The sequence below is a fragment of the Rhodococcus sp. WS3 genome (assembly GCF_003797085.1).
Lineage (GTDB): Bacteria > Actinomycetota > Actinomycetes > Mycobacteriales > Mycobacteriaceae > Rhodococcus_F > Rhodococcus_F globerula.
The window spans coordinates 349,996-373,932 of record NZ_RKMA01000003.1 but is presented as its reverse complement, the minus strand read 5'-3'; the positions used below and the strand labels follow the sequence as shown (position 1 = coordinate 373,932).

The following is a 23,937-nucleotide window of genomic DNA, read 5'->3' as shown; positions in this document are numbered from 1 at the left end:
GGAATCTGCTGTGCGCCTTTGTTAACCGCGGGCGGTTAACAAAGGCGCACAGCAGGAAGGGGCGGCGACTCAGTCGTGCGAACTCATGACGTGCTTGAGGCGGGTGTAATCCTCGACTCCGTAGGCGGAGAGATCCTTGCCGTAGCCGGAGTACTTGAAGCCGCCGTGCGGCATCTCGGCGACGAGCGGGATGTGGCAGTTGATCCACACCGCTCCGAAGTCGAGGGCCGCGGAGAGCCGTTGGGTGACACCGTGATCCTTGGTCCAGATGCTCGAGGCAAGGCCGAACCGAACGTCGTTGGCGAGGGCGATCGCCTCCTCTTCGTCGGAGAAGCTCTGGACCGTGAGGATGGGACCGAAGGTTTCTTCCTGCACGATGTCGTCGGACTGCGCGACACCGGTGATGATCGTCGGCTCGAAGAAGAATCCGGTTTCGCCTGAACGCTTTCCACCGGTCACGATCGTGGCCGACGCCGGCAGGTTCGCGATCTTGTCGCTCACGGTGTTGAAGTGGTTGATGTTGTTGAGCGGACCGTAGAACGCATCAGGGTCGGAAGGCGCGCCGGGGCGCAGCTTTTCGGCGTTACGCACCAGTGCGTCGACAAGCTGATCGTGAATGGATTCGTGGACGATCACGCGGGTGGCTGCGGTGCAGTCCTGGCCGCCGTTGAAGAACGCGGCCTCGGCGATGCCGGTTGCGGTCTTTTCGATGTCGACGTCGTCGAACACGATGGCCGGTGCCTTGCCGCCCAGTTCGAGGTGGGCGCGCTTGAGTTGCTGCGCTGCGGATACGGCGACCGCGATGCCTGCACGTACCGAACCGGTGATGGAGACAAGACCGAGGGCCGGATTCTCCACCAACGTCGCGCCGGTACTGCCGTTGCCGAGCACGACGTTGAACACGCCGTCCGGCAGGATTCCCTTGGACAGCTTGGCCAGTACCAGCGTGCTGCCCGGTGTGGTGTCGCTCGGCTTGAGGACGATCGTGTTGCCGGCAGCGAGTGCGGGCCCGATCTTCCACAGCGCCATCATGAACGGGTAGTTCCACGGCGTGACCTGACCGACGACGCCGATGGGCTCACGACGGACGTAGGAGGTGAAACCCTCCATGTATTCCCCGGCGGCCTTACCTTCGAGGAGGCGGGCAGCGCCGGCGAAGAAACGCATCTGATCGGCCCCGACCTTGACTTCCTCGTCGGCGATCATCTGGTGAGCCTGGCCGGTATTTGCGCTCTCGGCGGCGACGATTTCGTCGCTGTGCGCTTCGATCGCGTCGGCGAGTTTGAGAAGCGCGGCCTGACGGACACTCGGCGTTGTCTTGCCCCACGTCTCGAATGCGCGTTGTGCGGCTTCAACGGCGGCGTCCACATCGGCTTTGGTCGAGATCGGAGCACGCCCGACGATGCTTTCATCCACCGGGCTGATCAGGTCGAGCGTTTCCGTCGCGGACGAGGCGACAAATTCACCGTTGATGTAGTTCTCGAGTACGACGATCGACATCGGTACCGGTTCCTCTCGCGGTCGAACGAGTTCGCAGTCCAGACGAAGCGCCACGAACCCGCACTGTGTGGGGCTGTGTCAGCAAGTGTGCGCTGACTCACAGATTTCGACAGCTGCCAAAAAGTCGAAATCTTTTGGGATCGACGCGCCGAGTTGTACAGTCCAGCGCATGACGATCCCCGTGCGGTGGATGTTGGCGCAGGAAGACCTTGCTTTGGAACTCAAAGGCGGGGCAGAAGGCGTCGGTCGAGAAATCACGTTTGCGCACGCCACGGAACTGCTTGACCCGTTCCGTTGGCTGACCGGAGGTGAATTCATCCTCACGACCGGCATCAGATTGCCGTCGACTGCGCAGAAACGTGGGCGGTATCTCCGCATGCTCGACGCGGCCGGCGTGGCCGCTGTCGGATTCGGCACCGGGCTCTCGTACCCCGAGGTGCCGGTCGACCTGGTTACCGTCGCTGACGAAATCGGCCTGCCGTTGATCGAGGTGCCGTTGCCGACTCCCTTTGCCGCTGTGGTGAAACGAGTGATGAGCCGGTTGGCCGAACAGGAATACGAAGCGGTTCTGCGGGCATCGCGGGCACAGCCGAAGATGACGCGCGCCGTTATCGCCGGTGGAACCGCCTCGACGGTGCGTGAACTCGCCATCGCGACGTCGGCGACCGTCCTGTTGCTCGACGTGGCCGGTCGGGTGCTCGAGAGTTACCCCGAACTGCCGGCCGACGACGTGATCGAGGAACTGCGGGGGACTCTGGGCGGCGGCGCGTCCAGCAGCGTCACCCTCGCGAGTTCGGGGGCGTCCATCGCGGCGCAACGGATATCCGTCGGCCGAACACTTCACGGATACCTGGCGGTGATCAGCGCGTCGTCACTGAGCTACGTCGACCAGATCCTACTTGGTCACGCAAACTCGTTGCTGGCGTTGGACTTCGAGAAGCCGGCTAGGTTGCAGGCAACGCAGAATCAACTGAACTCGCACGCGCTTGGCCTGCTGTTGACCGAGGATCGCGATCCCGCGCCGGCGTGGCAGCAGATTCGGGCAGCGGCAGACGGGGACGGCATGATCCGTGGTCTCACGGTGCTGGCCGACACGCCCGACATTGCGACGCGCGTCGCGGGAGAAATTGCGTCGTTCCTGAACAAGGCCGGCCGGCAACTCTTCTCACGTATCCACGATGCCCGGGTCACGGTTGTTCTGCGTGGAACCGACGACGTCGACTTCGTTCGAGCGCTGCTGCGAGATGTGTCGACCGGTGACCGCCGTTCGTTGCGGGTGGGACTGAGTGGTAAACGTGAGGTTCTGGCACTAGCGGACACGGTCGAGCAATCACAGCTCTGCGCGTCGGCGGCGGAAACCGGTGGGGAGCCTTTGGAATTCGCAGCTCTCACAGGGAGCGTGCTACTCGCGTTCAGTTCAACCCGAGAAGTGCTGAACACGTTGGCGGAAACGATGATCGCCCCGCTCGATCGCTACGACCGCGACAACGGCACCGAACTGCTGGCGTCGTTGCGCGCTTTCCTCGAAGCCAACGGGCATTGGGAAGCAGCGGCTATCGCCATGGGCGTTCATCGGCATACGTTGCGCAGCCGAATTGCCAAGGTGGAGACGCTGATCGACTGCAGTCTGGACGTGGCACGGGTGCGAGCGGAGTTGCTACTCGCGATCATTGCCCGGCAGTCGTGACCGCTGAAACGAGCGGTCACGACTGCGATCGGGTTATCCCTTGACTCGGGAGACGATGTCGGCCGCCGTCCGTTGTCCCATCCGCACAGCGCCGTCCACGTGCTGGTAGCCTTCGGCCGCAATGTCGGAGCAGGAGAAGTGAATCGGGCCGACCGGTGTCCGTGAATCGGCGCCGTACCGGTGCAGACCACCGAGATCGAAGCTCGCGGCGTACGCGCCTCGGGTCCATTCCTCCGAACCCCAGTCGGATTCGTAGTACACGATCGGCTCTTCTGCCTTCGGGCCGAGGAAGCGGGCGATCGACCCGAGAATCGTGGCCTTACGCTCTTCGGCGGAAAGCTCGAACATCGCGTCCGCCTTCTCGTCGGAGACGAAGGCGACCAGGGTGCCTCGAGTGTCCTCGTGGTTGGTGTTGTCGTACACCTCCTGAACGACCTCGGACGCGCCGAAACCGGTGCCGGACAAGCCGTCTTCACGCCAGAACGGCGTCTCGTACACGGCGTGCACCTTGATGACCAGACCAAGGGACTGGTGCTGGTGCATCTGGTGCTGACGGCGCGGCAGCGGGGGATCGTAGGAGATCCGAGAGTAGAGATTGGGCGGGACAGCCAGGATGACCTTTTTTGCCTCGACGCGAACGTCACCGTCCGCCAACACAACTGCACCGTCTTCGGTCCACTGCACGGTACGCACGGGAGCGTTGAGGAAGACATCGTCGCCCAGGGCGGCGGCCATGCGGATGGATACCTGCTGCATTCCGCCGACCACACGCTTGTCGAGAATGAAGTCCTCGTCCACCAGGTTCGAGAACGAACCGGCGGAGGCGGCCATGAGAACGGCCTGCAGCGCGGAGAACGCGTGGGCAGGCTTGGTGAGCATGCCACCTGCAATGAAAAGTCCGATGTTGTCGCGAGCTTCGGCGTCGTCGGACTGATTGATCAGCCACTGCTTGAACGAGACGGTGTCGAGGTCACGGGCAAGTGGATGAGCCCACGGCTCCTCCGCGCCGATCTGTGCGGCGAGATCGTCCATCTCGTCGATGAGGCGGTCCATCTCTTTTTTGGTGGTGTCGTTCGTGGGGAAGGAGTCGCCGGTGTAGCGGGTGCGTTCGCCTGCGGTGGAGATGTAGACGGATTCGCCCTCGCGGTATCGGTCGAACGTAGTGAGGCCGAGTTCGTCGAGAAGCTCGATCAGCGCGGTCTGGTCGGGGGAGACCCACTGGCCGCCGATTTCCAGGACCGCGCCGTCGACGGTGTCGGTCCAGGTGCGGCCGCCGACGCGGTCGCGTGCCTCGAGAACAGCGACGGACAAGCCGGCTTTGCGCAGCGCGGTTGCGGCTGCCAGGCCGGAGGGGCCGGCGCCGACGATTGCGACATCTCTCTGAAGAGTAGGCACTTGCGAGCTCCTTCGTGGTTGAGCACCGCTCGAGTCGAATAGAAGCCGACGCGTGAACAGTGAACGGGTGACTGCTCACAGTCTGCCGCGAAGAGACCCACGCCACACCTGACAAAACGGAGTGTTAACCCGCAGAAGTTGTGACGAAAAGGCGTGCGACTATCCGTTGACCACGACGCGATCGCCGAGCGGTCTACTCAAATGCACATCGAGGGATCCGAACACGGCCACAAGAACGCACATCCTGTCCGCAGCTTCGGGCAGAGAACCGGTGTGGAGCGTGATGACCACCGCGTCGTCCGTCTCGTCGAGAGTTGTATACGCGCCGTAACATTCCGGCGTTCCGGTCACGAAATGAACGGCAACGGTATTCTCGTCCACTTCCGACCACGACTCGAACATGGTCTCCCCGGCGCCGACGATGTCCGGCCGATCCTCGAACATCGTGCCGATATCGGTGTCGTCGACCTCCGTGGGGACAGGCGATTCTCGTGCCCAATCGGCGGGAACAGCACCCTGCGCTGCAAGCACTTTCGGGGTCCCGACGCCGGCATTGGTACTCGTGCCGATGGCACATCCCGCCAATGCCAGGGCGGCCAGAACGGCGAGGGTGATTACGCGCATGCATCCACCGTAACCCTGGTCATGCGAGTAGCGCCGTGACCAGCGCGATTGCCGGAATTGATGCCAAAGTGGTGACAAATGCGCTGTCTCGGGCCAACACCATTCCGCGACGGTAACGGCTCGCGTAGATGAAAACGTTCTGGGCAGTCGGCAAGGTGGACACGACGACGATCGCAAACAATTGATGACCGTCGATGCCGAGCAGGTAATGCGCCATCAGATAGGCGAGCACCGGTTGGACGACGATCTTGAGCGTCGAGGCCAGCGCCACGTCCCGGCGGGGACTCGAGCCTTTCTCGAGCACGCGCACGCCGTACAAGGACAGGCCGAAGGCAAGCAAGGCGCCGGGTACCGAGGTTGCCCCGATCAATTCGAACGGCTGCATCAGCGGTCTCGGTGGCACCCAGCCGATCAACGCGACGATCAAGCCCGCCGCACCTGCGAGCACGATCGGGTTCTTGAACGGAGCGGTGACAGTGTCGATCAGTGACAGTTTTTCGGCTTCGCCCCGCAATGCCGTGAGATCGAGGATCGTCAACGCGATGGGGGAGTACACGACAATCTGGAACAGCAGAAGTGGCGCCACGAACGTTGCGTCACCGAGGACGAACACTGCGATCGGGATACCGAGGTTCGCCGAGTTCACGTACGACGCGGACAGCGCGCCGATGGTCAGTTCGGGAAGCGGTCGACCAAGCCAGAGTTTTGCGATCACTACGTACAAGGCGCCGACGGCAAAGGCAGTGGCCGACGCGACCGCCAACGTAGGCGAGAAGATCACCGACAGATCGGACGACGCGAGGGTCGTGAACAGCAGCGCGGGGGTTGCGACGAAGAAGACGAGGCGGCCGAGAACAAATTGGCCTTGGCTGCCCAACGTGCCGAGGCGACCGAGGAGAAAGCCGACCGCGATGACAACAAAAATAACGGTGAAACCCGCAATAACTCCCGACACGCTGCGGGCACCTCTCAGCTGGACCGAATAACTTCAGGAATCTTAGTCCGGGCAACAAAAAGGCCGCGCAGTCGAGTGACTGCGCGGCCTTTCCGGTCTTCTACGTGTGACTACCGTGCGGCGGTGAAGGGAAGCAACGCCATTTCGCGTGCGTTCTTCACTGCAACGGCGACCTGACGCTGCTGCTGCGGGGTCAGGCCCGTGACGCGGCGGCTACGGATCTTGCCGCGGTCCGAGATGAACGTGCGAAGCAAGTTGATGTCCTTGTAATCGACATGCGTGATCTTCGCTGCGAACAACGGGTTCTTCTTGGGCTTACGTCCCTCTACGGGGCGTGGCTTCTTCGACGGTGAACGCTTGACTGCCATCCGACTTCCTTACCAGCTCGACTTGTGTACGCCAGGCAGTTCCCCACGGTGCGCCATTTCTCGCACGCGAATCCGGGATAGCCCGAACTTCCGCAGGTGGCCGCGCGGACGTCCATCCGCAGCGTCTCGATTGCGCAATCGTACCGGACTCGCGTCGCGTGGTAGACGTTGCAGGGTCGCTTGGGCCCGTGCGCGTTCCTCAAGGGAGCTTTTCGGGGAGCGAATCGTCTCCTTCAGGGCGGACCGCTGCTCGCGGTATCGCTCGACGATGACCCGTCGTTGGTTGTTCTTGGCGATCTTCGACTTCTTGGCCACGGCTATTTCTCTTCTCGGAAATCGACATGCTTTCGGAGCACCGGGTCGTACTTCTTCAGCACGAGTCGATCGGGGTCGTTGCGACGGTTCTTGCGGGTCACGTAGGTGTAGCCGGTGCCTGCGGTGGACTTCAGTTTCACGATCGGCCGGATCTCGTTGCGGGCCATCAGCTCAGATCTTCTCGCCGCGTGCGCGGATTCGGGCGACGACGGATTCGATGCCGTCGCGGTCGATCGTCTTGATGCCCTTCGTGGACAGAGTGAGGGTGACGCGACGCCCTTCGCTCGGCAATACATACGTCTTGCGCTGGATGTTCGGATTCCAGCGGCGATTCGAACGCTTGTGGGAGTGCGAGACGGATTTTCCGAATCCCGGCACACGTCCGGTCACTTGGCAGCGAGACGACATGGGTGTTCCTTTCTAATTGCAGATGACAATCGTTTTCGACAATGGAGTGAGATCAATGTAGCGTCCAGTCTCGGTAATGACAATCATTCCCAGAAAGGGCGCGCTGTGAACACGATCCTGGACGGCAGGACTCCGCTGGTCCTGGTTGCCGGCATGAGCGAAACCACCACACCGACCGCGCGCGCACTACTGCGGGCCGGAACAGTGCTGGTGCATCACGACCTGAGTCACGTCCGCGAGGGAGTAGTGCGACGGACAATCACGACAGTGGCCGGGACGACAGTGACCGGAACGACAGTGGCCGGCAACACGGTCTCGGAACGGGAGACCATCCTCGAACTCGCGCACGGCTGCGTGTCCTGCACGCTCAGCCAGGATTTGCTACCGCTGCTGCGTCGGTTACACGCTCGCAGTTCGGTTGCGCGCATCGTCGTGCTGCTGGACCCGCAACTCGAACCCGAAGCGCTGTGCTGGGCGATCGAGCACGTCGTGGTGGCCGGAGTCGTCGGCCAACTGGACGGTCCGGCCGAGCGAGATGTTCGCGTCGACGCCGTTGTGACGTGCATCGACGCCGAAAGCTGGCTTTCGGACGCCCTCAGTGACGAAGCCCTCGACGACGATCGAACACTGCCTCAGGTGGTTGTCGGCCAGGTCGAGTTCGCCGACGCACTTGTCGTGCAGGGGATGGCGGATATCGACAGTTGGCAACACACGCGTCTGCGGGCTGTCCTGGCTCGGCTTGCGCCCCGGGCGCCCGTCGTCGATGCGGGCGGCGACATCGAGAAGGTGCTCCTCGCAGTGCCCGAGGATTCCAGACGCGGCGAACTTGCCGACGCTCACTCACCGCTGCTGCGTTTCCAGCCACCGCTCGAGGAAGACAGCGGCGTGATGCTCGTGGAGTTCACCGCCAACCGCCCGTTCCACCCCGGACGTCTACATGACGCGATCGACGTCCTGCTCGACGGCGTCGTGTGCTCGCGCGGGCGAGTGTGGGTGGCGACGCAACCCGGGGAAGCGCTCTGGCTGGAATCCGCAGGCGGCGGCCTACGGGTTGCGAGCGCAGACACGTGGCTGGCGGCCATGACTCCCGAGGAACTGGAGGGCGTGCCGGTCGAGCGACGCGCACTGGCCGCATTGAAATGGGACGACCGTTTCGGCGACCGCGACACCTCGATGGTGGTGCTGGTGTGCGACGCCAACCCCCTCGAGATCGACCGAACGCTGCAACATGCGCTGGTCACCGACGAGGAACTGGCCGACGAAAAATCGTGGTCCGACTGGGACGACCCGTTCGGCGAGTTCCACGAGGACCCATGCGACGAATCCCAATCACCCTACGCAGAAACCGAATCGATCCGAGAGGCAAACGAATGAAAAAGCAACTGCACCCCGACTACCACCCCGTGGTGTTCCAGGACGCCGGCACCGGCAAGAGCTTCCTCACCCGTTCCACCGTGACGAGTGACCGAACCACCCAATGGGAAGACGGCAACACCTACCCGCTGCTGGTTGTCGACGTCACGAGCGACTCGCACCCGTTCTGGACGGGAGCGCAACGCGTCATGGATACCGCTGGCCGCGTCGAGAAGTTCGAGCGTCGCTACGGAAAGCGCACGGCGCGCTGATGGCTGTTCCCAAGCGGAAGATGTCCCGCTCCAACACACGTAGTCGACGGTCCCAGTGGAAAGCGACGCCGCCCGATCTGGTCGAGGTCACCGCCTTCGGTCACACCCACAAGGTTCCCCGACGGTTGGTCAAAGCAGTTCGACTCGGGGTGATCGACCCTCAGCGGCTCTGACCGTGCGATCCTTGGCCGGTGCTGCTGTCGATCCTCGAACTGGTGGGCATCGTGGCGTTTGCCGCTTCCGGTGCTCTGGTGGGCGTCACCAAGCGTCTCGACATCTTCGGGGTGTGCTCGGTGGGCGTATTCACCGGCATCGGCGGCGGTATCGTCCGCGACGTCCTACTCGGCGTCCACCCACCCAGTTCGCTGAGTAGCTGGCCGTACTTCGGAACGGCCGCCCTCACGTCCCTTGCGGTGTTCTACCTGCACGAGCCGCTCAACCGCCTGCGCCGCGAAATTCTGGCGCTCGACGCACTGGGCATGGGCCTGTTTGCCAGCACCGGAACCGTCATCGCCCTCGAGAACAACGCCAGCGGACTGGCTGCCACGCTGATCGGTGCCACCGCGGCGATCGGCGGCGGCGTGATCCGAGACGTCCTCGTCAACGAGGTGCCCTTGCTGCTCCACAAGGACCTCTATGCCGTCCCGGCGCTCCTCGGCGCTGCGTTGGTGGTCACAGTCTCGGCGTGGGGGTTGTCCACGAACGGTGCGCTTGTGGTCGGCACCGCGTTTGCCGCCGTCTTCAGATTGCTTGCGCTGTGGCGTCATTGGAGCCTGCCGGGACCACGCCGCACTGAAGACTGACCGCGACACGCCGAACCTCCCGAACGGGGCCCTCTCAGCCCTATCTCAGCACTTCAGTCCAAACTGTCGGTATGCGTATTTTGGTGGTCGACGACGACCGGGCGGTTCGCGAGTCGCTCCGGCGCTCGCTCAGCTTCAACGGCTACACGGTAGAACTGGCGGTGGACGGACTCGACGCGCTCGAGAAGATCCTCGCGAACCGGCCGGACGCCGTGGTTCTCGACGTCATGATGCCGCGCCTCGACGGACTCGAAGTGTGCCGCCGGCTGCGCAGCGCCGGCGACGATCTCCCGATCCTGGTGCTCACTGCCCGCGATTCCGTCAGCGAACGCGTCGCCGGTCTCGACGCGGGTGCCGACGACTACCTTCCCAAGCCTTTTGCACTCGAAGAACTGCTGGCCCGATTGCGCGCTCTGCTCCGGCGAACCGCACCGGATCCCGACGCAGACTCCGAGATGATGACCTTCGAGGATCTCACCCTCGACCCGGTGACCCGTGAGGTTCGACGAGGCGAGCGATCCATCAGTCTCACCCGAACCGAGTTCTCGCTTCTCGAAATGCTGATGGCCAACCCACGTCGCGTCCTCACCCGTGGACGCATTCTCGAGGAGGTGTGGGGATACGATTTCCCGACCTCCGGCAACGCTCTCGAGGTTTACGTCGGCTACCTTCGTCGTAAAACCGAGGCCGACGGCGAACCGAGGCTGATTCACACCGTGCGCGGTGTCGGCTACGTCCTGCGGGAGACACCACCGTGATCGCTGCACCCTTCGGCAAGAACGCGGAGCCGAAGACCTCTCCCACATCGAACGGCTCGGCGGCCGGGATGCGCCCGCCCATGCCGTTGACCCGATCGGTGTCGCTGCGATGGCGAGTCACATTGCTGGCCGCGTCCGTCGTTGCGGTAGCCGTCGCCGTCATGGCCATCGCTGCCTATGCGGTGGTCTCACGTGCGCTGTACGCCGACGTTGATCACCAGTTACGCACTCGCGCATCGGTTCTCATCGACAGCAACATCGTGCGTTTCGATCCGCGGTACATCACCGGTGCCACCCTGTACACCACCGATATCAGTGTGGCCCTCGTCTTTTCGAACCTCGATACGTATCAGCCGCCAGGTTCCGACGTGCCGATCGGCGAACCCGAACTCGCCGTCGCGCGGGGCACCGCCGAGTCGTCACTGCGGACCGTCGAAGGCCAGCGCGTGCTGGCGCAACGAACCCACGACGGAAGCACGTTGGTGATCGCGCAGCGGTTGGAGCCGACCGTCGCAGTGCTCGATCGACTTGCCTGGGTGCTGTTTGTCGTCGGTGGCTGCGGCGTCATACTTGCCGCGGTAGCCGGTACGACGGTGGGGCGCACAGGTTTACGACCTATCGCCCGGTTGACGGATGCCACCGAACGCGTTGCCCGAACCGACGATCTGACGCAGATCCCCGTATCCGGCAGCGACGAACTGGCGCGCCTCACCGAGAGCTTCAACACCATGCTCCGGGCACTTGCCGAATCCCGGGAACGACAGAGTCGCCTCGTCGCCGACGCCGGTCACGAACTGCGCACACCGCTGACGTCGCTCCGCACCAATATGGAGCTGTTGATCGCGTCGAGCCGGCCAGGGGCACCACAAATTCCGGACGAGGACATGGCGGAACTGCGAGCCGACGTCGTGGCACAGATCGAAGAGCTGTCGACTCTTGTCGGTGACCTCGTAGACCTCGCGCGAGAAGACGCACCCGAAACGGTGTACGAGCGCGTTGATGTCAGTGACGTCGTCGAACGATCACTCGAACGTGCGCGTCGACGCCGCAACGAAATTGAATTCGAGGCCGTGACAACGCCGTGGTTCGTCTACGGCGATCAAGCGGGACTCTCGCGTGCCGTACTCAACGTCCTCGACAACGCTGCGAAATGGAGTCCCAAGGGCGAGCAGGTGCGCGTCGAGATGCGCCCAGTCGGTCAAGGACTGTTGGAATTGACCGTCAGTGATGCGGGACCTGGTATTCCGGAGGAGGATCGGGAGTTGGTGTTCGATCGTTTCTACCGGTCCACTGCTGCGCGTTCCATGCCGGGATCCGGTCTGGGACTTGCGATAGTGCGCCAGGTGGTGATCAAGCACGGTGGCACTATCGCGATCGAGGAATCCGATCGTGGTGGGGCACTGGTTCGGATCGTGCTTCCCGGGGAGCCGGGTCCGATCGCCGAATAATTGGACACCGTGGGTAATGTGTTCAGCGAGAGTGCTTTTCGAAAAGTGAGCAGGGTGCACAGAATTATCGGTGCAAACTCTGGGCAAAGTGACAGGTGAGTCTCAGCGGCTTCTCAGCAGCGCAAGGCAGTCTTGTAGTCAACAGAGTTGTGACCAACCAATTCGGTGGTCACCGAGACGAAAGCGAGCCGATGACCGAGGACCGTAACACTGGGCCTGACCGGCCCGAGCAGCCAGGCAACGAGCCCCAGCCGACGCAGGCTTACCCGACCCAGCAGAATCCTGCCCAGCCTAATCCTGCCCAGCAGAACCCCACGCAGGCTTACCCGACGCAGCAGCAGCCTTACCCGACCCAGCAGCATCAGGCGCCGGGTTACGGGCAGCAGCCCACGCAGTCGTTCGGGCAGCACTACGGCGCACATGAGGCTGCTCACCAGCAGCAGTCGCCCTATCAGAGTGCAGCGAGCCCGGCCGGCCCCGCCGGACCAGGTGGCGCTGCCGGACCCGGCGGACCGATCCCCGCTGCGCTGCGCGGACCCAACGCTGATCCCGAACCGGCCAAGCCGAAGTCGAAGCGCATGGCACTGGTAGCCGGCGCGCTTGCACTGGTGCTCGTCAGCGGCGGTGTCGGCGGTGCGGTCGGCGCGATTGTGGCGGACAACAACGGTGGCAGCGGAACCGTCACCAATTCGCTCAACGCTGCCAAGCCGACAGCAACCAACACGTCCAACGCGCCGGCCGGTTCGGTGCAGGCCGTGGCTCAGAAGGTCGTGCCCAGTGTGGTCCAGATCGAGGTGGCCACAGCTCAGGGCTCCGGTGGGGAAGGATCCGGCGTGATTCTGTCCTCCGACGGTCTCATCCTGACCAACAATCACGTTGCCGGCGCCTCCGGTGCGCAGTTGAGTGTGTCGTTCTCCGACGGAAGCAAGGCATCGGCAACCCTGGTCGGTGCCGATCCGGTTTCCGATATCGCCGTCATCAAGGTCGAGGGTCGCAATGATCTGACGCCGATCGACCTGGGCAATTCGGCCGAGGTAGTGGTCGGTCAGCAGGTTGTTGCAGTCGGTTCACCGTTGGGGCTGGCCGGAACGGTCACCGAAGGCATCATCTCGGCGCTCAATCGACCGGTGTCCACCAGCGGCGAGTCGGGCAACCAGAACACGGTTATCGATGCCCTGCAGACCGACGCGGCCATCAACCCGGGTAACTCGGGTGGCGCACTGGTCAACATGGACGGACAGTTGATCGGTATCAACACGGCCATCGCGTCACTGGGAGCCTCGTCGGGCACGCAGGGTGGGTCGATCGGACTCGGCTTTGCCATCCCGATCGATCAGGCCAGGCGTGTTGCCAACGAGTTGATCGAAACCGGCAAGGCCACTCAGGCCATGATCGGTGTGACGGTGCCCTCGCAGGACAACGCGGATGGTGCGACGGTTATGGACGTCACCGCTGACGGTCCGGCAGCCAAGGCCGGAATCCCGAAGGGTGCCGTCATCACGAAGGTCGACGATCGTGTTGTCGCAGACGGTGATTCGCTCATCGCGGCAGTGCGGTCGCACGCTCCCGGCGACACCGTGTCGATCACATACACCGACGGTGGTCAGCAGAAGACCGTCGACGTCACGCTGGGAACCGCGCCGGCGCAAGGTGGGCGGTGACAGTTGGCGACCGGCCGACGATCACCCCGATCTTCGGCCGGACCGCAACTGATTCGGGGCGCGGCACTACGGTAGGAGTCATGGAACTCGAAGCCACATCGGCCGGCCGCGCCCTGGTTGTCATCGTCGACGATCGCACCGCTCACGGTGATACCACCGACTCCATCGGTCCGTTGGTTACGGAACTGCTGAACGAAGCAGGTTTTCACGTCGACGCGACGGTTGCAGTTGCCGCCGACGAGGTGGAAATCCGGAACGCTCTCAATACCGCGGTGATCGGTGGTGTCGACTTGGTGATCTCGGTCGGCGGTACCGGAGTGTCACCGCGCGACGTGACACCGGACGTGACGGCTGAGGTGCTCGATCGGGAGATCCCGGGAATCGCCGAGGCGCTGCGGGCGTCCGGGTTGTCCGCAGGATCGCTCGAAGCGGGCTTGTCCCGCGGCTTGGTCGGTGTCTCGGGCAGCACCGTCGTCGCCAACCTGGCGTCGACGCGCCCCGCGATCCGTGACGGTATGGCAACGTTGACGGCTTTGGCGGGCCATGTGATCGCCGAACTGTCCAGCCTCGAGGGCTGAGTAGAAGTTGTCCGACGAACAGAGCGCAGAAAAGAAGTCTGTCGACAAAGAGGCTTTGGCGCGCATTTTCGGGGATGTGTTCCCGGAGACGACATCCGACGAGCGTGACCCGCAAGGATCCTCCCGTTCGTCGGATGACGAGTGGTTACGCAGGCAGGTTCCGCCGCATCACGGCGGTTGACGCATCAGACAGATCAGGCCCGTCCCGGAATGTCCGGGGCGGGCCTGATCTGTCAGGTGGACGCTAGTCGAAGCTCTTGGCGTGGGCGCCGGAGTCGGGGTCGGTTACACCGGAAGCGAGGATGTCGCGGATCTGGATGAGCAGATCGGTTTCGCTGGCTTCCTTGTCCTCGGGTTCGGTGACGAACTTCTTCTTGGCCGCGTTCGCGGGAACGATCAGCACGAAGTAGACAACTGCCGCGATGATGACGAAGTTGATGATCGCGGTGACCACGGCACCGATGTTGACGAAGGTTTCGGGATTGCCGGCGATGATCTCCTTTCCCCAGCCCAATTCGTCGGATCCACCAATGGCGGCGATGAGTGGGTTGATGATGTTCGACGTGAAGGCCGTGACGATCGCGGTGAACGCTGCGCCCACGACCACTGCAACGGCCAGGTCGAGCACGTTTCCGCGGAGCAGGAAGTCTTTGAATCCCTTGAGCATTTCGGTGTCCCCCGAATTGTGTGTGAGATGAACGTGTCGGTTCTCTGGAGAGAGCCGAATGCAAAAATCCTAAAGGAGCAAGCATCAATGTGTTTGCTTACTTGAACGTCACGGTGATGGCGTTGACCAGTGATGCGGCCGCGACGCGAGTAGCCGCCTCGGTGGGCAATGCCAGCATGATCACCTGTTCTTGCTGGTTACGTGTACTTTCCGCAGCGGTGACCATGACAACAACGGCGCCCGACGCAAGAATCGTGGGTTTGTTGTCGTTTGTCTGCTCGTTCGGAGTGTCGGGCTCAACTGTGAGCACATCGACAATGTCGCCGCTACGGACAATGTCCGAAACTGCGGCATCCGCTAGCCGGACCGGGACAATTCGCGCGTCGTCGGTTCCCGTGGACTCACGGGCCAGACGCGACCCGAGAACTCGGACGTCTGTGACGATTTCTCCGCGGCGAACAGGCCCGGCGACGGTGCTGCCCACAACGTCGGCGAACTCGGTAAGCGTCCCGTCGGGAAGGTGATCGGCAGAGAACTCGCTGATTCCGAGGTCGTCGTCGGTGACAAGTTGTCCGGGAGCGACATCGCGGGCCGCGGTGACAACCCGGACGGTATCGGAGTCAGGATCGCCGCGAAACAGCAGCGCTATTCCGAGCACGGCAAGAGTGAGTGCGGCGATTTTTCGAACTGCCGAGCCTCGTGCGCGGTTGGGCTTTGCAATCGCAACCAAGCGGTCGACGACGCTGGGCGTGAGGTCGACTTCACCGAAATTCTGCGGTCTGGATCGGCCGTGACTCCGAGATCGTGCGCGGAACAGCCCGGACGGTGATGGTGGTGGCATAGACGAACGGTAGGGCCGAAAGCGTGCTTTTCGGCCCTACCGTTATCTGCCTGTGGACAACCTCGCGGTTGTGGAGAAAGTCGTGCTCGAACTAGCTGGCTGCAGCCTTTGCCGGAGCCGGAGTGCTGGTCGACGAAGAGGACGACTCGGACTTGGTCGACGACTCGGACTTTGCGGCCGGAGCGGAATCGCTCTTGGCGGGTTCGCTGGCCGTGCTGGAGCCACCTCGGCTGTCGGTGCGGTAGAAACCGCTGCCCTTGAACACGATGCCCACCGAGTTGAACAGCTTGCGGAGCTTGCCGGAGCAGGCTGGGCAGACCGTCAGCGAATCTTCGCTGAACGACTGGACGATGTCGAAACGGTTGTCACATTCCGTACATGCGTATGAGTAGGTAGGCACCGGGCTTCCTCCGCATTGTGATCTAAGTGCTTCATCAGGGCTGGCGAGTGCTGTCGAGCCAGTTCTGACACCGCAGCCCTTAGCACTCTACAAGTGACAGTGCCAACAGCGCTAATTACGTGTCTATTCCCACTGCGCGAGAAATGGTGGCGGCCGCCTCATCGGTCCAGTCGGGTCCAACCCGCAGTCGGGGTCAGCGCCCAGCCCATCGGAATGTCGTGCGGATCTGCGGGGAGCTGTTCGACGAGCTCCGAGTCGCGAACTACCGCGACGAGCCTGGCAGTCGGCGACGCCAATCCCAGCGTGCGGTCGTAGTACCCGGCGCCGCGTCCCAGCCGAGTGCCTCGCCGATCCACGGCGAGGGCCGGGACGAAGACAGTGTGGGCGAGCGCGATCGTTTCCGGTGGTAGTACCGGTCCGACGGGTTCCCGTAGCCCGTACGCAGCGGGGCGAAGTGCGTCGACACCCGTGTACTCGACCCAGGACAGCGGGCCGGGTGCGCCGGTGATCGGCAGGAGAACGCGATCTACGACGGCTGCCAGCGCGTCCAGCAGGTCAGTGGTTCCAGGTTCGGTCCTGGTCGGAACGTAGGCGCAGACAGTCGTCCCCGGGATTGTCAGATCAAGCGAGTGCGCCGTGAGTGCCGACGATTCGGTGCTCCGAGTTTGCTCCGATATCGCACGCCGCTCGGCCAGCACTGTTTGTCGCCATTGCTCTTTTTCTCGAGGTTCCACCACTTCACGATATGCATCGTGCTGACCATCGGGTAACAAGCTGCCGTTAGGGTGTTGGCATGACAGACGTGGTCGCTAGCAACAAGAAGGCCTTTCGTACGGCCGTGGTTCCTGCTGCCGGATTGGGTACCCGCTTCCTGCCGGCCACCAAGACCGTTCCCAAGGAATTGCTGCCGGTCGTCGACACACCGGGTATCGAACTGGTTGCCGGGGAGGCCGCCGATTCCGGCGCTGAGCGCCTGGTCATCGTGACCTCGCCCGGCAAAGACGGGGTTGTCGCGCATTTTGTCGAGGATCTTGTCCTCGAAAGCAAGCTGGAAGCGAGTGGAAAGCTCGCTCTACTGGCCAAGGTGCGTAAGGCACCCGGACTCCTCGAAGTCGACTCCGTGATCCAGGATCAGCCACTCGGTTTGGGGCACGCGGTCGGTTGCGCCGAGGCTGTCCTCGACGACGACGAGGATGCGATCGCGGTTCTTCTGCCCGACGATCTCGTGTTGCCTAGAGGTGTGCTCGAAACCATGGCCAAGGTACGCGCCAAGCGCGGCGGTTCGGTTTTGTGCGCCATCGAAGTTCCCAAGGACAAAGTCAGCGCATACGGCGTCTTCGACGTCGAAATCGTGCCGGACGCCACCAACCCCGACGTGCTCAAGGTCATCGGGATGGTCGAGAAGCCGGCTATGGAGGACGCGCCGTCCACGTTTGCTGCCGCTGGTCGATACCTGCTCGATCGCGCCATTTTCGACGCACTGCGACGCATCAAGCCCGGAACCGGTGGTGAATTGCAGCTGACCGACGCTATCGCGCTTCTCATCTCCGAAGGCCACCCCGTGCATGTCGTCGTTCATCGCGGTACTCGACACGACCTCGGAAATCCCGGCGGTTACCTCCGCGCTGCGGTTGACTTCGCACTGGACATGGATGACTACGGCCCGTCGTTGCGAGAGTGGTTGGTTGCTCGTCTCGAACGATAGGGATAGTTCGGACATCTCCGCACAGCAGTTGACGCAGGATCGAGATGACCGGCCAATCGTGTGGCAAGGCATCATGGGCTGCGGGTAACACGAGTTTCGCGACAAAGTAGGAGGACGCAGTCCATATGCGGTCGGTTGAGGAGCAGCAGACCAGGGTCACAGCCGCTGCAGTTGCGCCCCGGCCGGTTCGTGTCGCCATTTCGGAGGCACAGGGGTTGCTCTGTGCCGAGGAAGTGGTCACCGAGCGGCCGCTGCCAGGGTTCGATCAGGCTGCCATCGACGGATACGCAGTCCGTAGCGTCGATGTTGCGGGTGCCGGCACGGATCTGCGTGGCGAGGACGGCGAGCCGATCGACTTGAGCCTGCCTGTCGTCGGTGAGGTCACGGCCGGTTCGCGTCAGCCGATCCGGCTACAGCCACGGCAAGCTGTGCGCGTCGACACAGGCGCGCCGCTGCCCACGTTGGCCGATGCGGTTCTCCCGCTGGAGCAGACCGACGGTGGCCGCGCCCGCGTGCGAGTCTTTGCGCCGGTGCGCTCAGGAGACTACGTACGACGCGCGGGTGACGACGTGCAACCGGGCGATGTCGCTGTTCGGGCGGGAACCATCATCGGCGCTGCCCAGGTCGGACTTCTCGCGGCAGTGGGCCGTGACAAAGTTCTGGTGCATCCGCGTCCACGGCTATCGGTCATCAGCGTCGGGGGCGAGCTGGTCGACATCGACCGAACTCCGGGACCCGGCCAGGTTTACGACGTGAATTCGTATGCCCTGGCTGCGGCTGCTCGTGACGCCGGAGCCGACGTCAACCGGGTTGGCATTTCCGGATCGGATGCTCGCCGGTTGCGAGAGGTTGTCGAGGGGCAATTGATCCGATCCGAGATCGTGGTCATCGCGGGAGCTGTCGGCGGTGGAGCGTCCGACGAGGTCCGCGATGCGCTGTCCGAACTGGGAACGCTCGAGGTCGAGCGGGTCGCGATGCATCCGGGATCAGTTCAAGGGTTCGGTCAGCTCGGGCGTGACGAGGTACCGACCTTCCTGCTCCCGTCGAATCCGGTCAGTGCGCTCGTGGTGTTCGAGGTCATGGTCAGGCCGCTCATCCGGATCGCGCTCGGTCGTCGCCAGCCGATGCGTCGCATCGTGAAGGCCCGAACGGTGGGAACGATTACGTCGATCGCGGACCGTAAAGGATTCCTTCGTGGGCAGTTGATGCGCGACGAGGCAACGGGGGAGTACCTGGTCCAGGCTCTCGGTGGCGCCGCGGGCGCGTCGTCCCACCTGTTGGCGACGTTGGCCGAAGCAAATTGCCTGGTACTCGTCGACCGGGATGTCACCGAAGTGCAGATCGGTGAAGAAGTCGACGTCGCATTTCTCGCCCAACGTGGCTGAGTCACGGCTGGCTCACTTCCGGTGCGCCGCTTCGACTTTCCAACCGAATGAGGTGTGATGTCAGTCCATCCCGGATGGCCCGAGAAGCTGGGCCCGATTCGTGTGGCTGCCGGTGTGGTCACCGTCCGGCCGATTCGGTTGCGCGACGCGTCCGCGTGGAGCAGATTGCGCATTCGGGATAGAGAGCATCTCGAGCCGTGGGAACCTACCGGTGAATCGCCGTGGGATGCCCGGCATCACATCACCGTGTGGCCGTCGTTGTGCGGAAGTCTTCGATCCGAGGCGCGCAAAGGCCGGATACTTCCGTGGGTGATCGAGCTGGACGGCAATTACTGCGGGCAGATCACCATCGGCAACATCGTTCGCGGCGCGTTGCGTTCCGCTTGGGTGGGTTATTGGGTTGCGTCGGATGTCACGGGTGGTGGTGTGGCGACAGCTGCGGTGGCGCTCACGTTGGACCATGCCTTCTCGCAGGTGGGATTGCATCGTGTCGAGGCAACTGTTCGTCCGGAGAATTCGTCCTCGCGCGCCGTGCTCCACAACGTCGGCTTCCGTGAAGAGGGACTCCTACGCCGGTACCTCGACGTCGACGGGCAGTGGCGCGATCATGTGCTTGTGGGGATGACGATTGAAGAGATTCCCACCACAGTTGTGGATCGGCTTGTGCGCTCCGGTCGTGCGTCTTGGGTATGAAGTCCCTAGTTAAAAGGTAGTTACCGCCCGAATTGTCATCAAAATTGCTAGGCCGGGTCATTGCGAGTTCAACTTTTCCTCCGACAAATTCCGGCGGATCGGTCAGTTCGGTTCGGTACGCGTGTGACACATGAGTAAGGTGGGGTTCGGCGCGTCGGCAACGATGCGAGCCGGTCGGCCGTTAACCTTGATTCATCAACGGCTGGCATAGGTGCTGGTAGGTGATCGGGAGGAGGTCGCGGCATGCCTAGTTCATTCGTGTGGATCGGGCTCGTGGCCGTCTGGTTGTTCGTGCTCGTGCCCATGCTCGTGAACAAGCGCCCCCGGATCCGTCAGACCAGCGAAGCGGCTCTTGCGACTCGCGTACTTCACCGCGGCGACAGCAATCCTGTGCGACGCGGACCGGCAGCCGGACATCGAAGCGATCCGAACTGGCAACCAGAACCAGTGCGCAGCAGCTACGACGCGGAGGACCAGATGGACACTCACGCAGAAGACAGCGACTACAGCGGTGGCCGTGCCCCGGTCAGGGAGTTCGTGCCCGTCCGACGCGGCCGCGGTGGATTCGATCCCGAAGCCGATGCCGTCGCCCGAGAAGCGCGCTACACGTTTCGCCAGCGCACCCTTCTCGGACTTGCCTTCGTCTCGATCATGGCCGGTGCACTCGCGCTGATCGTCTCGCCCCTGGTGTGGTGGCTCTGTGCCTTGTCGTTTGCCGGTCTCGTCGGCTACTTGGCATATCTGCGCCGGCAAGTGCGCATCGAGCAGGAAATTCGCCGCCGTCGCACTGAACGGCTCAACCGTTCACGTCTGGGCGTCGAATCACACACAGACGAGGAATTGCGCCTCATTCCTTCTCGTCTGCGCCGACCGGGCGCAGTAGTCCTGGAAGTTGACGACGGAGACCCGGCGTTCGACCACCTCGATCACTACGAGGAAGTGCCGATGCAGTCGGAAATGCGACGCGCATCGGGTCAGTAAAACGTTCATCGTTTCGGAGGCGGGTAACTCGAGGCTCGGACTTCGGTCCTGCTAGAGTTGCCGAGCACACGCTTTCGGGCGGTGGCAAGGGGCTGTGGCGCAGTTGGTAGCGCGCTTCGTTCGCATCGAAGAGGTCAGGGGTTCGATTCCCCTCAGCTCCACCACGTAATCAGCTCCATCCAGTAATCAGTTACCGATCAGGTCCTTCAGCTAGCGCTGAGGGACCTGTTTTGTTACAGACCGGTCGGTCGACAAATCGCCTCGACTCGCGAAGAATGTGCGGGTGTGTGCAGTTTCATACAGCCGTTGGGGCCCACCGAACCCGGTTTCGAACCGGTTGAGGCATGATCCTTGGGGGGCCAGTTATTTTCTGGACATGTAACGACCATGACGTCGCGACGATAATCTCACTGTGTCGCTGCGCCTGTGCATGCAGCTAGAACGTTTTTGTCGGGAGGAATTTGATGAGCCAGCCACGACGGCTAGTCATGGCGCTTGTAGCTGTCTTGTGCCTGACGGGTGCGGGGTTCCTCGCTATTTCTGTATTTCCGACTGTCGTTTCGGCTCAACCCGGTGCAGGTGAAAACAGCGATGACAGCGCTGACACCACCGTCACCGACGCCACCGACATTCCCAGTGCTGATGCCTTGGATAAACACGGCAATAACGGCAACGGCAATAACGGCAACGGCAATAACGGCAACGGCAATAACGGCTGCGGCAATAACGGCAATGGTTGGGGCAACGGGTGCGGCAACGGGTGCGGCAACAACGGCAACGGCAATGGTTGGGGCAACGGATGCGGTGGTTGCCACCACCACTGCACGACGACGAGTCCAGTCGTGACCACGACGACCGATCCCGTTATGACGACGACCACTGATCCGGAAGTAACGACGACGGACCCGACTGAACCAGAGGTCCCGACCACGACTACTGATCCGGTCGTAACGACGACCACTGATCCGGAAGTGACGACCACGACCACGGATCCGGAAGTGACGACCACGACGACGGATCCGGAAGTGACGACCACGGATCCGGAAGTGACGACCACGACGACGGATCCGGAAGTGACGACCACGACTACCGATCCGGTCGTAACGACGACAGACTCGACGGAACCCGGGGAGCCGAGCAATTCGACTGAGGTGTCGACAAGTGCTGAGGCAACTACAAGTTCAGAACAGTCCAGCGAAACTTCGGTGGCGGCGGCTCCGGCCGGACCGGAAAATCCTCAGGGCCCGTCCGCCGAAAGTGGGTCGCCGGTGTCCGGGCCGTCCGGCGGCGTAGGCGGCGCCGCCACACCGGCAGCACCTCAAATCTTGGCTGCACCGGCACCGATCGCTGCTGCGGTGCAAACGGATGGCTCGAATTCCTCGGCTTCGGCACAAAGTGACGACCCGCAAGCTTTCCCGGTGGTCTTCACCTCAGGATTGCCACCAATTCAGAATGCTGCTGCGGTGGTAGGTGGCCTCGCGGGAATGACGTTGGTTGCGGCGGGTGCAGGCGCATTGACGTTCAGGGGCGCTTCGATGCAGAAGGCTCGATTGGCAGCGGCGCGGGCTGAGTTCCTGGCACCCCGATCAGGAAGAGGTGTGTAGGACAGTGCCGACAAACAGGCGTTCGCATCGTCGAGTTCTTGCTGCGGTGGACGCGGTGTGTGATGCTGCTGCGTCGTCGGAGGCGGTGAATTTGTTGACGGTGGTGGAGGCTGTGGCGCTCGAGCGTGAGCGGCCGATCGAGATCGATCTGCAGACTCCGTTGGCGACGGGTGTGTGCGGTCAACGGCGCGCGTTCGACGATCATGACGTTATCGTTCTGGCACCGGGCTTACCCAATGTCGAGCGAACTCTTGCACATGAGTTGGGGCACATCGTGTTTCGGCATGAAGGGGCGGAGATCGCGGAGGCGACGTTGGAAGCCAGCGATGATCTGATCGCGTACATGCTCAGCCAGCGATCGCTGCGCCGCAACGAGCCGGTGCCGATGGATGACCTTGCAGAGTGGGAAGCGGAGACCTTTGCGTCGATGCTGTTGATGAGGTTGAAGACGATGAGCGGTCGTGGGACGCCGTTGTCGGTGCTGCGGTACGACGAGGCGATCGGATGATCGCTTGGGCAATTGCCTTGGTGGTGTGGATTGCAGCAGGTGCAAGGCTTGGGCGCGTGGTGGCGCGAGTTGCCACGCCGCTGCGTACGGCTATGGTTATCGCCGGATTCGGTGTTGCGTTGATGGCTACGGTGCTTGTCCCCGGGGTGTGGGACATCGTGGACAGAATTGCGCCTGATCAGCACTTTTCAGCGATGGTTGTTGTCGTGTTGTGGGTGTTCTTGTCGGCAGCAAGCGCGGTTGGCGCGGTGTCTGCGTGGCCTGTGATGACGCGTTCTGCGATGCGCGTCGTGGCAATCGTGTTGTATACGGTCGGCTTGCTTGTGTCGATTTCCGTGGGCGTCGGTTATCCGATGCCGGCTTTGCTCTTTGTGGTTGTCGCGCTGGCGTTGGTTATCTCGACCGGACTGCGGCACGTTGCGTGGGCGCCGTTGGGCCGCGGAATCGGACTCATCGTCGTGGGTTCGATGATTCTGCTGATTGTTGTCGTGGTCATGCTGGTCGAGTCGGTGCGTGGGGCGAACGCACTCGAGTCGGGTATCTGGTCCGGCGCCGGCGTGCAATTCGTGTCGGTGGCGGGGTTGCTGATCGCGCTGGGCATCACGTGGATGTTGACCGAGACATGGGTGCGAGCGCGCTTGGACCTGAAGCGTTTAGGGGGCATACACGGTCTGTTGGTGAAGCGATTCCCGGAGGTTGTGGATGTCGACAGTGCGGCAACCACAACAGTGCTCAAGGCGTCGGACATGATCGCGCAGATCATGGACGCCATGTACATCCAGGCAGGTGCCGGGTTGTTCGACGTCGGTGGAAGGGAGCCGCCGAGGTCGCTCGCCACGCATTCCGAGATATTGACGGAGTGGATTGTGAATCCACTGGAATCAGATGTTCTCGATACCCGTTGGATTGCGCCTCCTGACGGTATGTCCGCCAGGAGATGGGTCTTGGTTCTGGCTAGGGACTACGAAAAGTTCGAAGCCCAGCCGAATACGACAAAAGCAGGCCGATAGGTGTCGATCGACCTGCTC

Annotated in this window: 29 protein-coding genes and 1 tRNA gene; 17 read left to right on the top strand and 13 right to left on the bottom strand. The window is 62.7% G+C overall.

Annotated elements, in window-relative coordinates:
- Nucleotides 1-69: 69 nt before the first annotated feature.
- On the bottom strand, nt 70-1,500 hold the full coding sequence (locus tag EEB13_RS22875; protein WP_045069219.1) for a gamma-aminobutyraldehyde dehydrogenase: 1,431 nt from the start codon (nt 1,498-1,500) through the stop codon (nt 70-72).
- A gap of 169 nt (nt 1,501-1,669) precedes the next feature.
- On the opposite strand from EEB13_RS22875, the gene EEB13_RS22870 reads away from it, so the two are divergent.
- Nucleotides 1,670-3,187, top strand: coding sequence for a PucR family transcriptional regulator (locus EEB13_RS22870; RefSeq protein ID WP_033234223.1), 1,518 nt, complete (start codon nt 1,670-1,672; stop codon nt 3,185-3,187).
- Nucleotides 3,188-3,220: 33 nt separating this feature from the next.
- Here the strand turns inward: EEB13_RS22870 and EEB13_RS22865 are convergent, their stop codons facing one another.
- The 7 genes from EEB13_RS22865 to rpmB all read right to left on the bottom strand — a co-directional run bounded on the left by EEB13_RS22865 (nt 3,221) and on the right by rpmB (nt 7,252).
- A complete protein-coding gene (locus tag EEB13_RS22865) occupies nt 3,221-4,582 on the bottom strand; it encodes a flavin monoamine oxidase family protein (protein ID WP_095888441.1) in 1,362 nt (453 codons plus the stop codon).
- 159 nt (nt 4,583-4,741) lie between these two features.
- Nucleotides 4,742-5,206: a hypothetical protein gene (locus tag EEB13_RS22860; RefSeq protein WP_033234225.1), complete on the bottom strand. Its 465-nt coding sequence runs from the start codon at nt 5,204-5,206 to the stop codon at nt 4,742-4,744.
- A 19-nt stretch (nt 5,207-5,225) separates the two neighbouring features.
- Entirely contained in the window at nt 5,226-6,161 is a 936-nt protein-coding gene (locus EEB13_RS22855) for an AEC family transporter (protein ID WP_045069227.1), read from the bottom strand.
- A 110-nt stretch (nt 6,162-6,271) separates the two neighbouring features.
- A complete protein-coding gene (gene rpsR / locus EEB13_RS22850) occupies nt 6,272-6,529 on the bottom strand; it encodes a 30S ribosomal protein S18 (RefSeq protein ID WP_003946414.1) in 258 nt (85 codons plus the stop codon).
- Nucleotides 6,530-6,538: 9 nt separating this feature from the next.
- Nucleotides 6,539-6,844, bottom strand: a complete 306-nt coding sequence (gene rpsN, locus EEB13_RS22845) for a 30S ribosomal protein S14 (RefSeq protein WP_033234227.1) — start codon at nt 6,842-6,844, stop codon at nt 6,539-6,541.
- A 2-nt stretch (nt 6,845-6,846) separates the two neighbouring features.
- On the bottom strand, nt 6,847-7,011 hold the full coding sequence (gene rpmG / locus EEB13_RS22840) for a 50S ribosomal protein L33 (RefSeq protein ID WP_003946358.1): 165 nt from the start codon (nt 7,009-7,011) through the stop codon (nt 6,847-6,849).
- 4 nt (nt 7,012-7,015) lie between these two features.
- Nucleotides 7,016-7,252 carry a 50S ribosomal protein L28 gene (gene rpmB, locus EEB13_RS22835; protein ID WP_033234228.1) on the bottom strand — a complete coding sequence of 79 codons (237 nt, stop codon included), beginning with the start codon at nt 7,250-7,252 and terminating at the stop codon, nt 7,016-7,018.
- Between the two features lie 105 nt (nt 7,253-7,357).
- On the opposite strand from rpmB, the gene mrf reads away from it, so the two are divergent.
- The 8 genes from mrf (at nt 7,358) to EEB13_RS22795 (ending at nt 14,125) form a co-directional block, all read left to right on the top strand.
- Nucleotides 7,358-8,626: a ribosome hibernation factor-recruiting GTPase MRF gene (gene mrf / locus EEB13_RS22830; protein WP_261984621.1), complete on the top strand. Its 1,269-nt coding sequence runs from the start codon at nt 7,358-7,360 to the stop codon at nt 8,624-8,626.
- Complete coding sequence (locus EEB13_RS22825; protein ID WP_033234229.1) at nt 8,623-8,877, top strand: type B 50S ribosomal protein L31; 255 nt, start codon at nt 8,623-8,625, stop codon at nt 8,875-8,877. The genes mrf and EEB13_RS22825 overlap by 4 nt, the downstream gene beginning before the upstream one ends.
- The gene (gene rpmF, locus EEB13_RS22820) at nt 8,877-9,050 is read left to right on the top strand and encodes a 50S ribosomal protein L32 (protein ID WP_033234230.1); all 174 of its coding nucleotides are present in this window, start codon (nt 8,877-8,879) and stop codon (nt 9,048-9,050) included. The genes EEB13_RS22825 and rpmF overlap by 1 nt, the downstream gene beginning before the upstream one ends.
- An 18-nt stretch (nt 9,051-9,068) precedes the next feature.
- The gene (locus tag EEB13_RS22815; protein WP_033234231.1) at nt 9,069-9,680 is read left to right on the top strand and encodes a trimeric intracellular cation channel family protein; all 612 of its coding nucleotides are present in this window, start codon (nt 9,069-9,071) and stop codon (nt 9,678-9,680) included.
- A 71-nt stretch (nt 9,681-9,751) separates the two neighbouring features.
- Nucleotides 9,752-10,438, top strand: coding sequence for a response regulator transcription factor (locus EEB13_RS22810; RefSeq protein ID WP_033234232.1), 687 nt, complete (start codon nt 9,752-9,754; stop codon nt 10,436-10,438).
- A gap of 68 nt (nt 10,439-10,506) precedes the next feature.
- A complete protein-coding gene (locus EEB13_RS22805; protein WP_202025801.1) occupies nt 10,507-11,886 on the top strand; it encodes a sensor histidine kinase in 1,380 nt (459 codons plus the stop codon).
- Nucleotides 11,887-12,077: 191 nt separating this feature from the next.
- Entirely contained in the window at nt 12,078-13,547 is a 1,470-nt protein-coding gene (locus EEB13_RS22800) for a S1C family serine protease (RefSeq protein ID WP_141486346.1), read from the top strand.
- Between the two features lie 80 nt (nt 13,548-13,627).
- Nucleotides 13,628-14,125: a molybdenum cofactor biosynthesis protein B gene (locus EEB13_RS22795; protein ID WP_179300869.1), complete on the top strand. Its 498-nt coding sequence runs from the start codon at nt 13,628-13,630 to the stop codon at nt 14,123-14,125.
- Nucleotides 14,126-14,369: 244 nt separating this feature from the next.
- On the opposite strand, the gene mscL is transcribed toward EEB13_RS22795, so the two are convergent.
- From mscL to EEB13_RS22775, 4 genes are all read right to left on the bottom strand, one after another.
- Nucleotides 14,370-14,792: a large conductance mechanosensitive channel protein MscL gene (gene mscL, locus EEB13_RS22790; protein ID WP_033234234.1), complete on the bottom strand. Its 423-nt coding sequence runs from the start codon at nt 14,790-14,792 to the stop codon at nt 14,370-14,372.
- Nucleotides 14,793-14,889: 97 nt separating this feature from the next.
- On the bottom strand, nt 14,890-15,633 hold the full coding sequence (locus EEB13_RS22785; RefSeq protein ID WP_033234235.1) for an SAF domain-containing protein: 744 nt from the start codon (nt 15,631-15,633) through the stop codon (nt 14,890-14,892).
- A gap of 91 nt (nt 15,634-15,724) precedes the next feature.
- Nucleotides 15,725-16,033 (bottom strand): FmdB family zinc ribbon protein, encoded by a 309-nt coding sequence (locus EEB13_RS22780; RefSeq protein WP_033234236.1) that lies wholly within the window; start codon nt 16,031-16,033, stop codon nt 15,725-15,727.
- Between the two features lie 158 nt (nt 16,034-16,191).
- Nucleotides 16,192-16,767 (bottom strand): 5-formyltetrahydrofolate cyclo-ligase, encoded by a 576-nt coding sequence (locus EEB13_RS22775; protein ID WP_045069234.1) that lies wholly within the window; start codon nt 16,765-16,767, stop codon nt 16,192-16,194.
- Nucleotides 16,768-16,826: 59 nt separating this feature from the next.
- Here EEB13_RS22775 and EEB13_RS22770 point away from each other — a divergent pair, with 59 nt between their 5' ends.
- The 5 genes from EEB13_RS22770 (at nt 16,827) to EEB13_RS22750 (ending at nt 20,961) form a co-directional block, all read left to right on the top strand.
- Nucleotides 16,827-17,738 carry a UTP--glucose-1-phosphate uridylyltransferase gene (locus EEB13_RS22770; protein WP_033234238.1) on the top strand — a complete coding sequence of 304 codons (912 nt, stop codon included), beginning with the start codon at nt 16,827-16,829 and terminating at the stop codon, nt 17,736-17,738.
- Between the two features lie 125 nt (nt 17,739-17,863).
- Nucleotides 17,864-19,123, top strand: coding sequence for a gephyrin-like molybdotransferase Glp (glp, locus tag EEB13_RS22765; protein ID WP_033234239.1), 1,260 nt, complete (start codon nt 17,864-17,866; stop codon nt 19,121-19,123).
- A 57-nt stretch (nt 19,124-19,180) separates the two neighbouring features.
- Nucleotides 19,181-19,816: a GNAT family N-acetyltransferase gene (locus tag EEB13_RS22760; protein WP_033234240.1), complete on the top strand. Its 636-nt coding sequence runs from the start codon at nt 19,181-19,183 to the stop codon at nt 19,814-19,816.
- 243 nt (nt 19,817-20,059) lie between these two features.
- Complete coding sequence (gene glpR, locus EEB13_RS22755; protein WP_033234241.1) at nt 20,060-20,797, top strand: gephyrin-like molybdotransferase receptor GlpR; 738 nt, start codon at nt 20,060-20,062, stop codon at nt 20,795-20,797.
- Between the two features lie 88 nt (nt 20,798-20,885).
- A tRNA-Ala gene (locus EEB13_RS22750) sits at nt 20,886-20,961 on the top strand.
- Between the two features lie 318 nt (nt 20,962-21,279).
- On the opposite strand, the gene EEB13_RS31630 is transcribed toward EEB13_RS22750, so the two are convergent.
- Nucleotides 21,280-21,612: a hypothetical protein gene (locus tag EEB13_RS31630; protein ID WP_187328616.1), complete on the bottom strand. Its 333-nt coding sequence runs from the start codon at nt 21,610-21,612 to the stop codon at nt 21,280-21,282.
- Nucleotides 21,613-21,639: 27 nt separating this feature from the next.
- On the opposite strand from EEB13_RS31630, the gene EEB13_RS22745 reads away from it, so the two are divergent.
- The 3 genes from EEB13_RS22745 to EEB13_RS22735 are packed head-to-tail and all read left to right on the top strand — an operon-like array spanning nt 21,640 to nt 23,919.
- Complete coding sequence (locus tag EEB13_RS22745; protein WP_187328615.1) at nt 21,640-22,401, top strand: hypothetical protein; 762 nt, start codon at nt 21,640-21,642, stop codon at nt 22,399-22,401.
- A gap of 46 nt (nt 22,402-22,447) precedes the next feature.
- Entirely contained in the window at nt 22,448-22,909 is a 462-nt protein-coding gene (locus tag EEB13_RS22740; RefSeq protein ID WP_045069236.1) for an ImmA/IrrE family metallo-endopeptidase, read from the top strand.
- Nucleotides 22,906-23,919: a hypothetical protein gene (locus EEB13_RS22735; RefSeq protein ID WP_033234243.1), complete on the top strand. Its 1,014-nt coding sequence runs from the start codon at nt 22,906-22,908 to the stop codon at nt 23,917-23,919. Before EEB13_RS22740 ends, EEB13_RS22735 begins: the two co-directional genes overlap by 4 nt.
- Nucleotides 23,920-23,937 lie beyond the last annotated feature (18 nt).

What these genes read in the sequence shown, in the direction of transcription:
- EEB13_RS22785 (WP_033234235.1), bottom strand. Translation starts at nt 15,633, where the DNA reads ATGCCACCACCATCACCGTCCGGGCTGTTCCGCGCACGATCTCGGAGT.
- EEB13_RS22805 (WP_202025801.1), top strand. Translation starts at nt 10,507, where the DNA reads ATGCGCCCGCCCATGCCGTTGACCCGATCGGTGTCGCTGCGATGGCGA.
- EEB13_RS22770 (WP_033234238.1), top strand. Translation starts at nt 16,827, where the DNA reads ATGACAGACGTGGTCGCTAGCAACAAGAAGGCCTTTCGTACGGCCGTG.
- glpR (WP_033234241.1), top strand. Translation starts at nt 20,060, where the DNA reads ATGCCTAGTTCATTCGTGTGGATCGGGCTCGTGGCCGTCTGGTTGTTC.
- EEB13_RS22795 (WP_179300869.1), top strand. Translation starts at nt 13,628, where the DNA reads ATGGAACTCGAAGCCACATCGGCCGGCCGCGCCCTGGTTGTCATCGTC.
- rpmG (WP_003946358.1), bottom strand. Translation starts at nt 7,011, where the DNA reads ATGGCCCGCAACGAGATCCGGCCGATCGTGAAACTGAAGTCCACCGCA.
- rpmB (WP_033234228.1), bottom strand. Translation starts at nt 7,252, where the DNA reads ATGTCGTCTCGCTGCCAAGTGACCGGACGTGTGCCGGGATTCGGAAAA.
- EEB13_RS22735 (WP_033234243.1), top strand. Translation starts at nt 22,906, where the DNA reads ATGATCGCTTGGGCAATTGCCTTGGTGGTGTGGATTGCAGCAGGTGCA.
- rpmF (WP_033234230.1), top strand. Translation starts at nt 8,877, where the DNA reads ATGGCTGTTCCCAAGCGGAAGATGTCCCGCTCCAACACACGTAGTCGA.
- rpsR (WP_003946414.1), bottom strand. Translation starts at nt 6,529, where the DNA reads ATGGCAGTCAAGCGTTCACCGTCGAAGAAGCCACGCCCCGTAGAGGGA.
- mscL (WP_033234234.1), bottom strand. Translation starts at nt 14,792, where the DNA reads ATGCTCAAGGGATTCAAAGACTTCCTGCTCCGCGGAAACGTGCTCGAC.
- glp (WP_033234239.1), top strand. Translation starts at nt 17,864, where the DNA reads ATGCGGTCGGTTGAGGAGCAGCAGACCAGGGTCACAGCCGCTGCAGTT.
- EEB13_RS22800 (WP_141486346.1), top strand. Translation starts at nt 12,078, where the DNA reads ATGACCGAGGACCGTAACACTGGGCCTGACCGGCCCGAGCAGCCAGGC.
- EEB13_RS22875 (WP_045069219.1), bottom strand. Translation starts at nt 1,500, where the DNA reads ATGTCGATCGTCGTACTCGAGAACTACATCAACGGTGAATTTGTCGCC.
- EEB13_RS22825 (WP_033234229.1), top strand. Translation starts at nt 8,623, where the DNA reads ATGAAAAAGCAACTGCACCCCGACTACCACCCCGTGGTGTTCCAGGAC.
- EEB13_RS22860 (WP_033234225.1), bottom strand. Translation starts at nt 5,206, where the DNA reads ATGCGCGTAATCACCCTCGCCGTTCTGGCCGCCCTGGCATTGGCGGGA.
- EEB13_RS22870 (WP_033234223.1), top strand. Translation starts at nt 1,670, where the DNA reads ATGACGATCCCCGTGCGGTGGATGTTGGCGCAGGAAGACCTTGCTTTG.
- EEB13_RS22810 (WP_033234232.1), top strand. Translation starts at nt 9,752, where the DNA reads ATGCGTATTTTGGTGGTCGACGACGACCGGGCGGTTCGCGAGTCGCTC.
- EEB13_RS22760 (WP_033234240.1), top strand. Translation starts at nt 19,181, where the DNA reads ATGTCAGTCCATCCCGGATGGCCCGAGAAGCTGGGCCCGATTCGTGTG.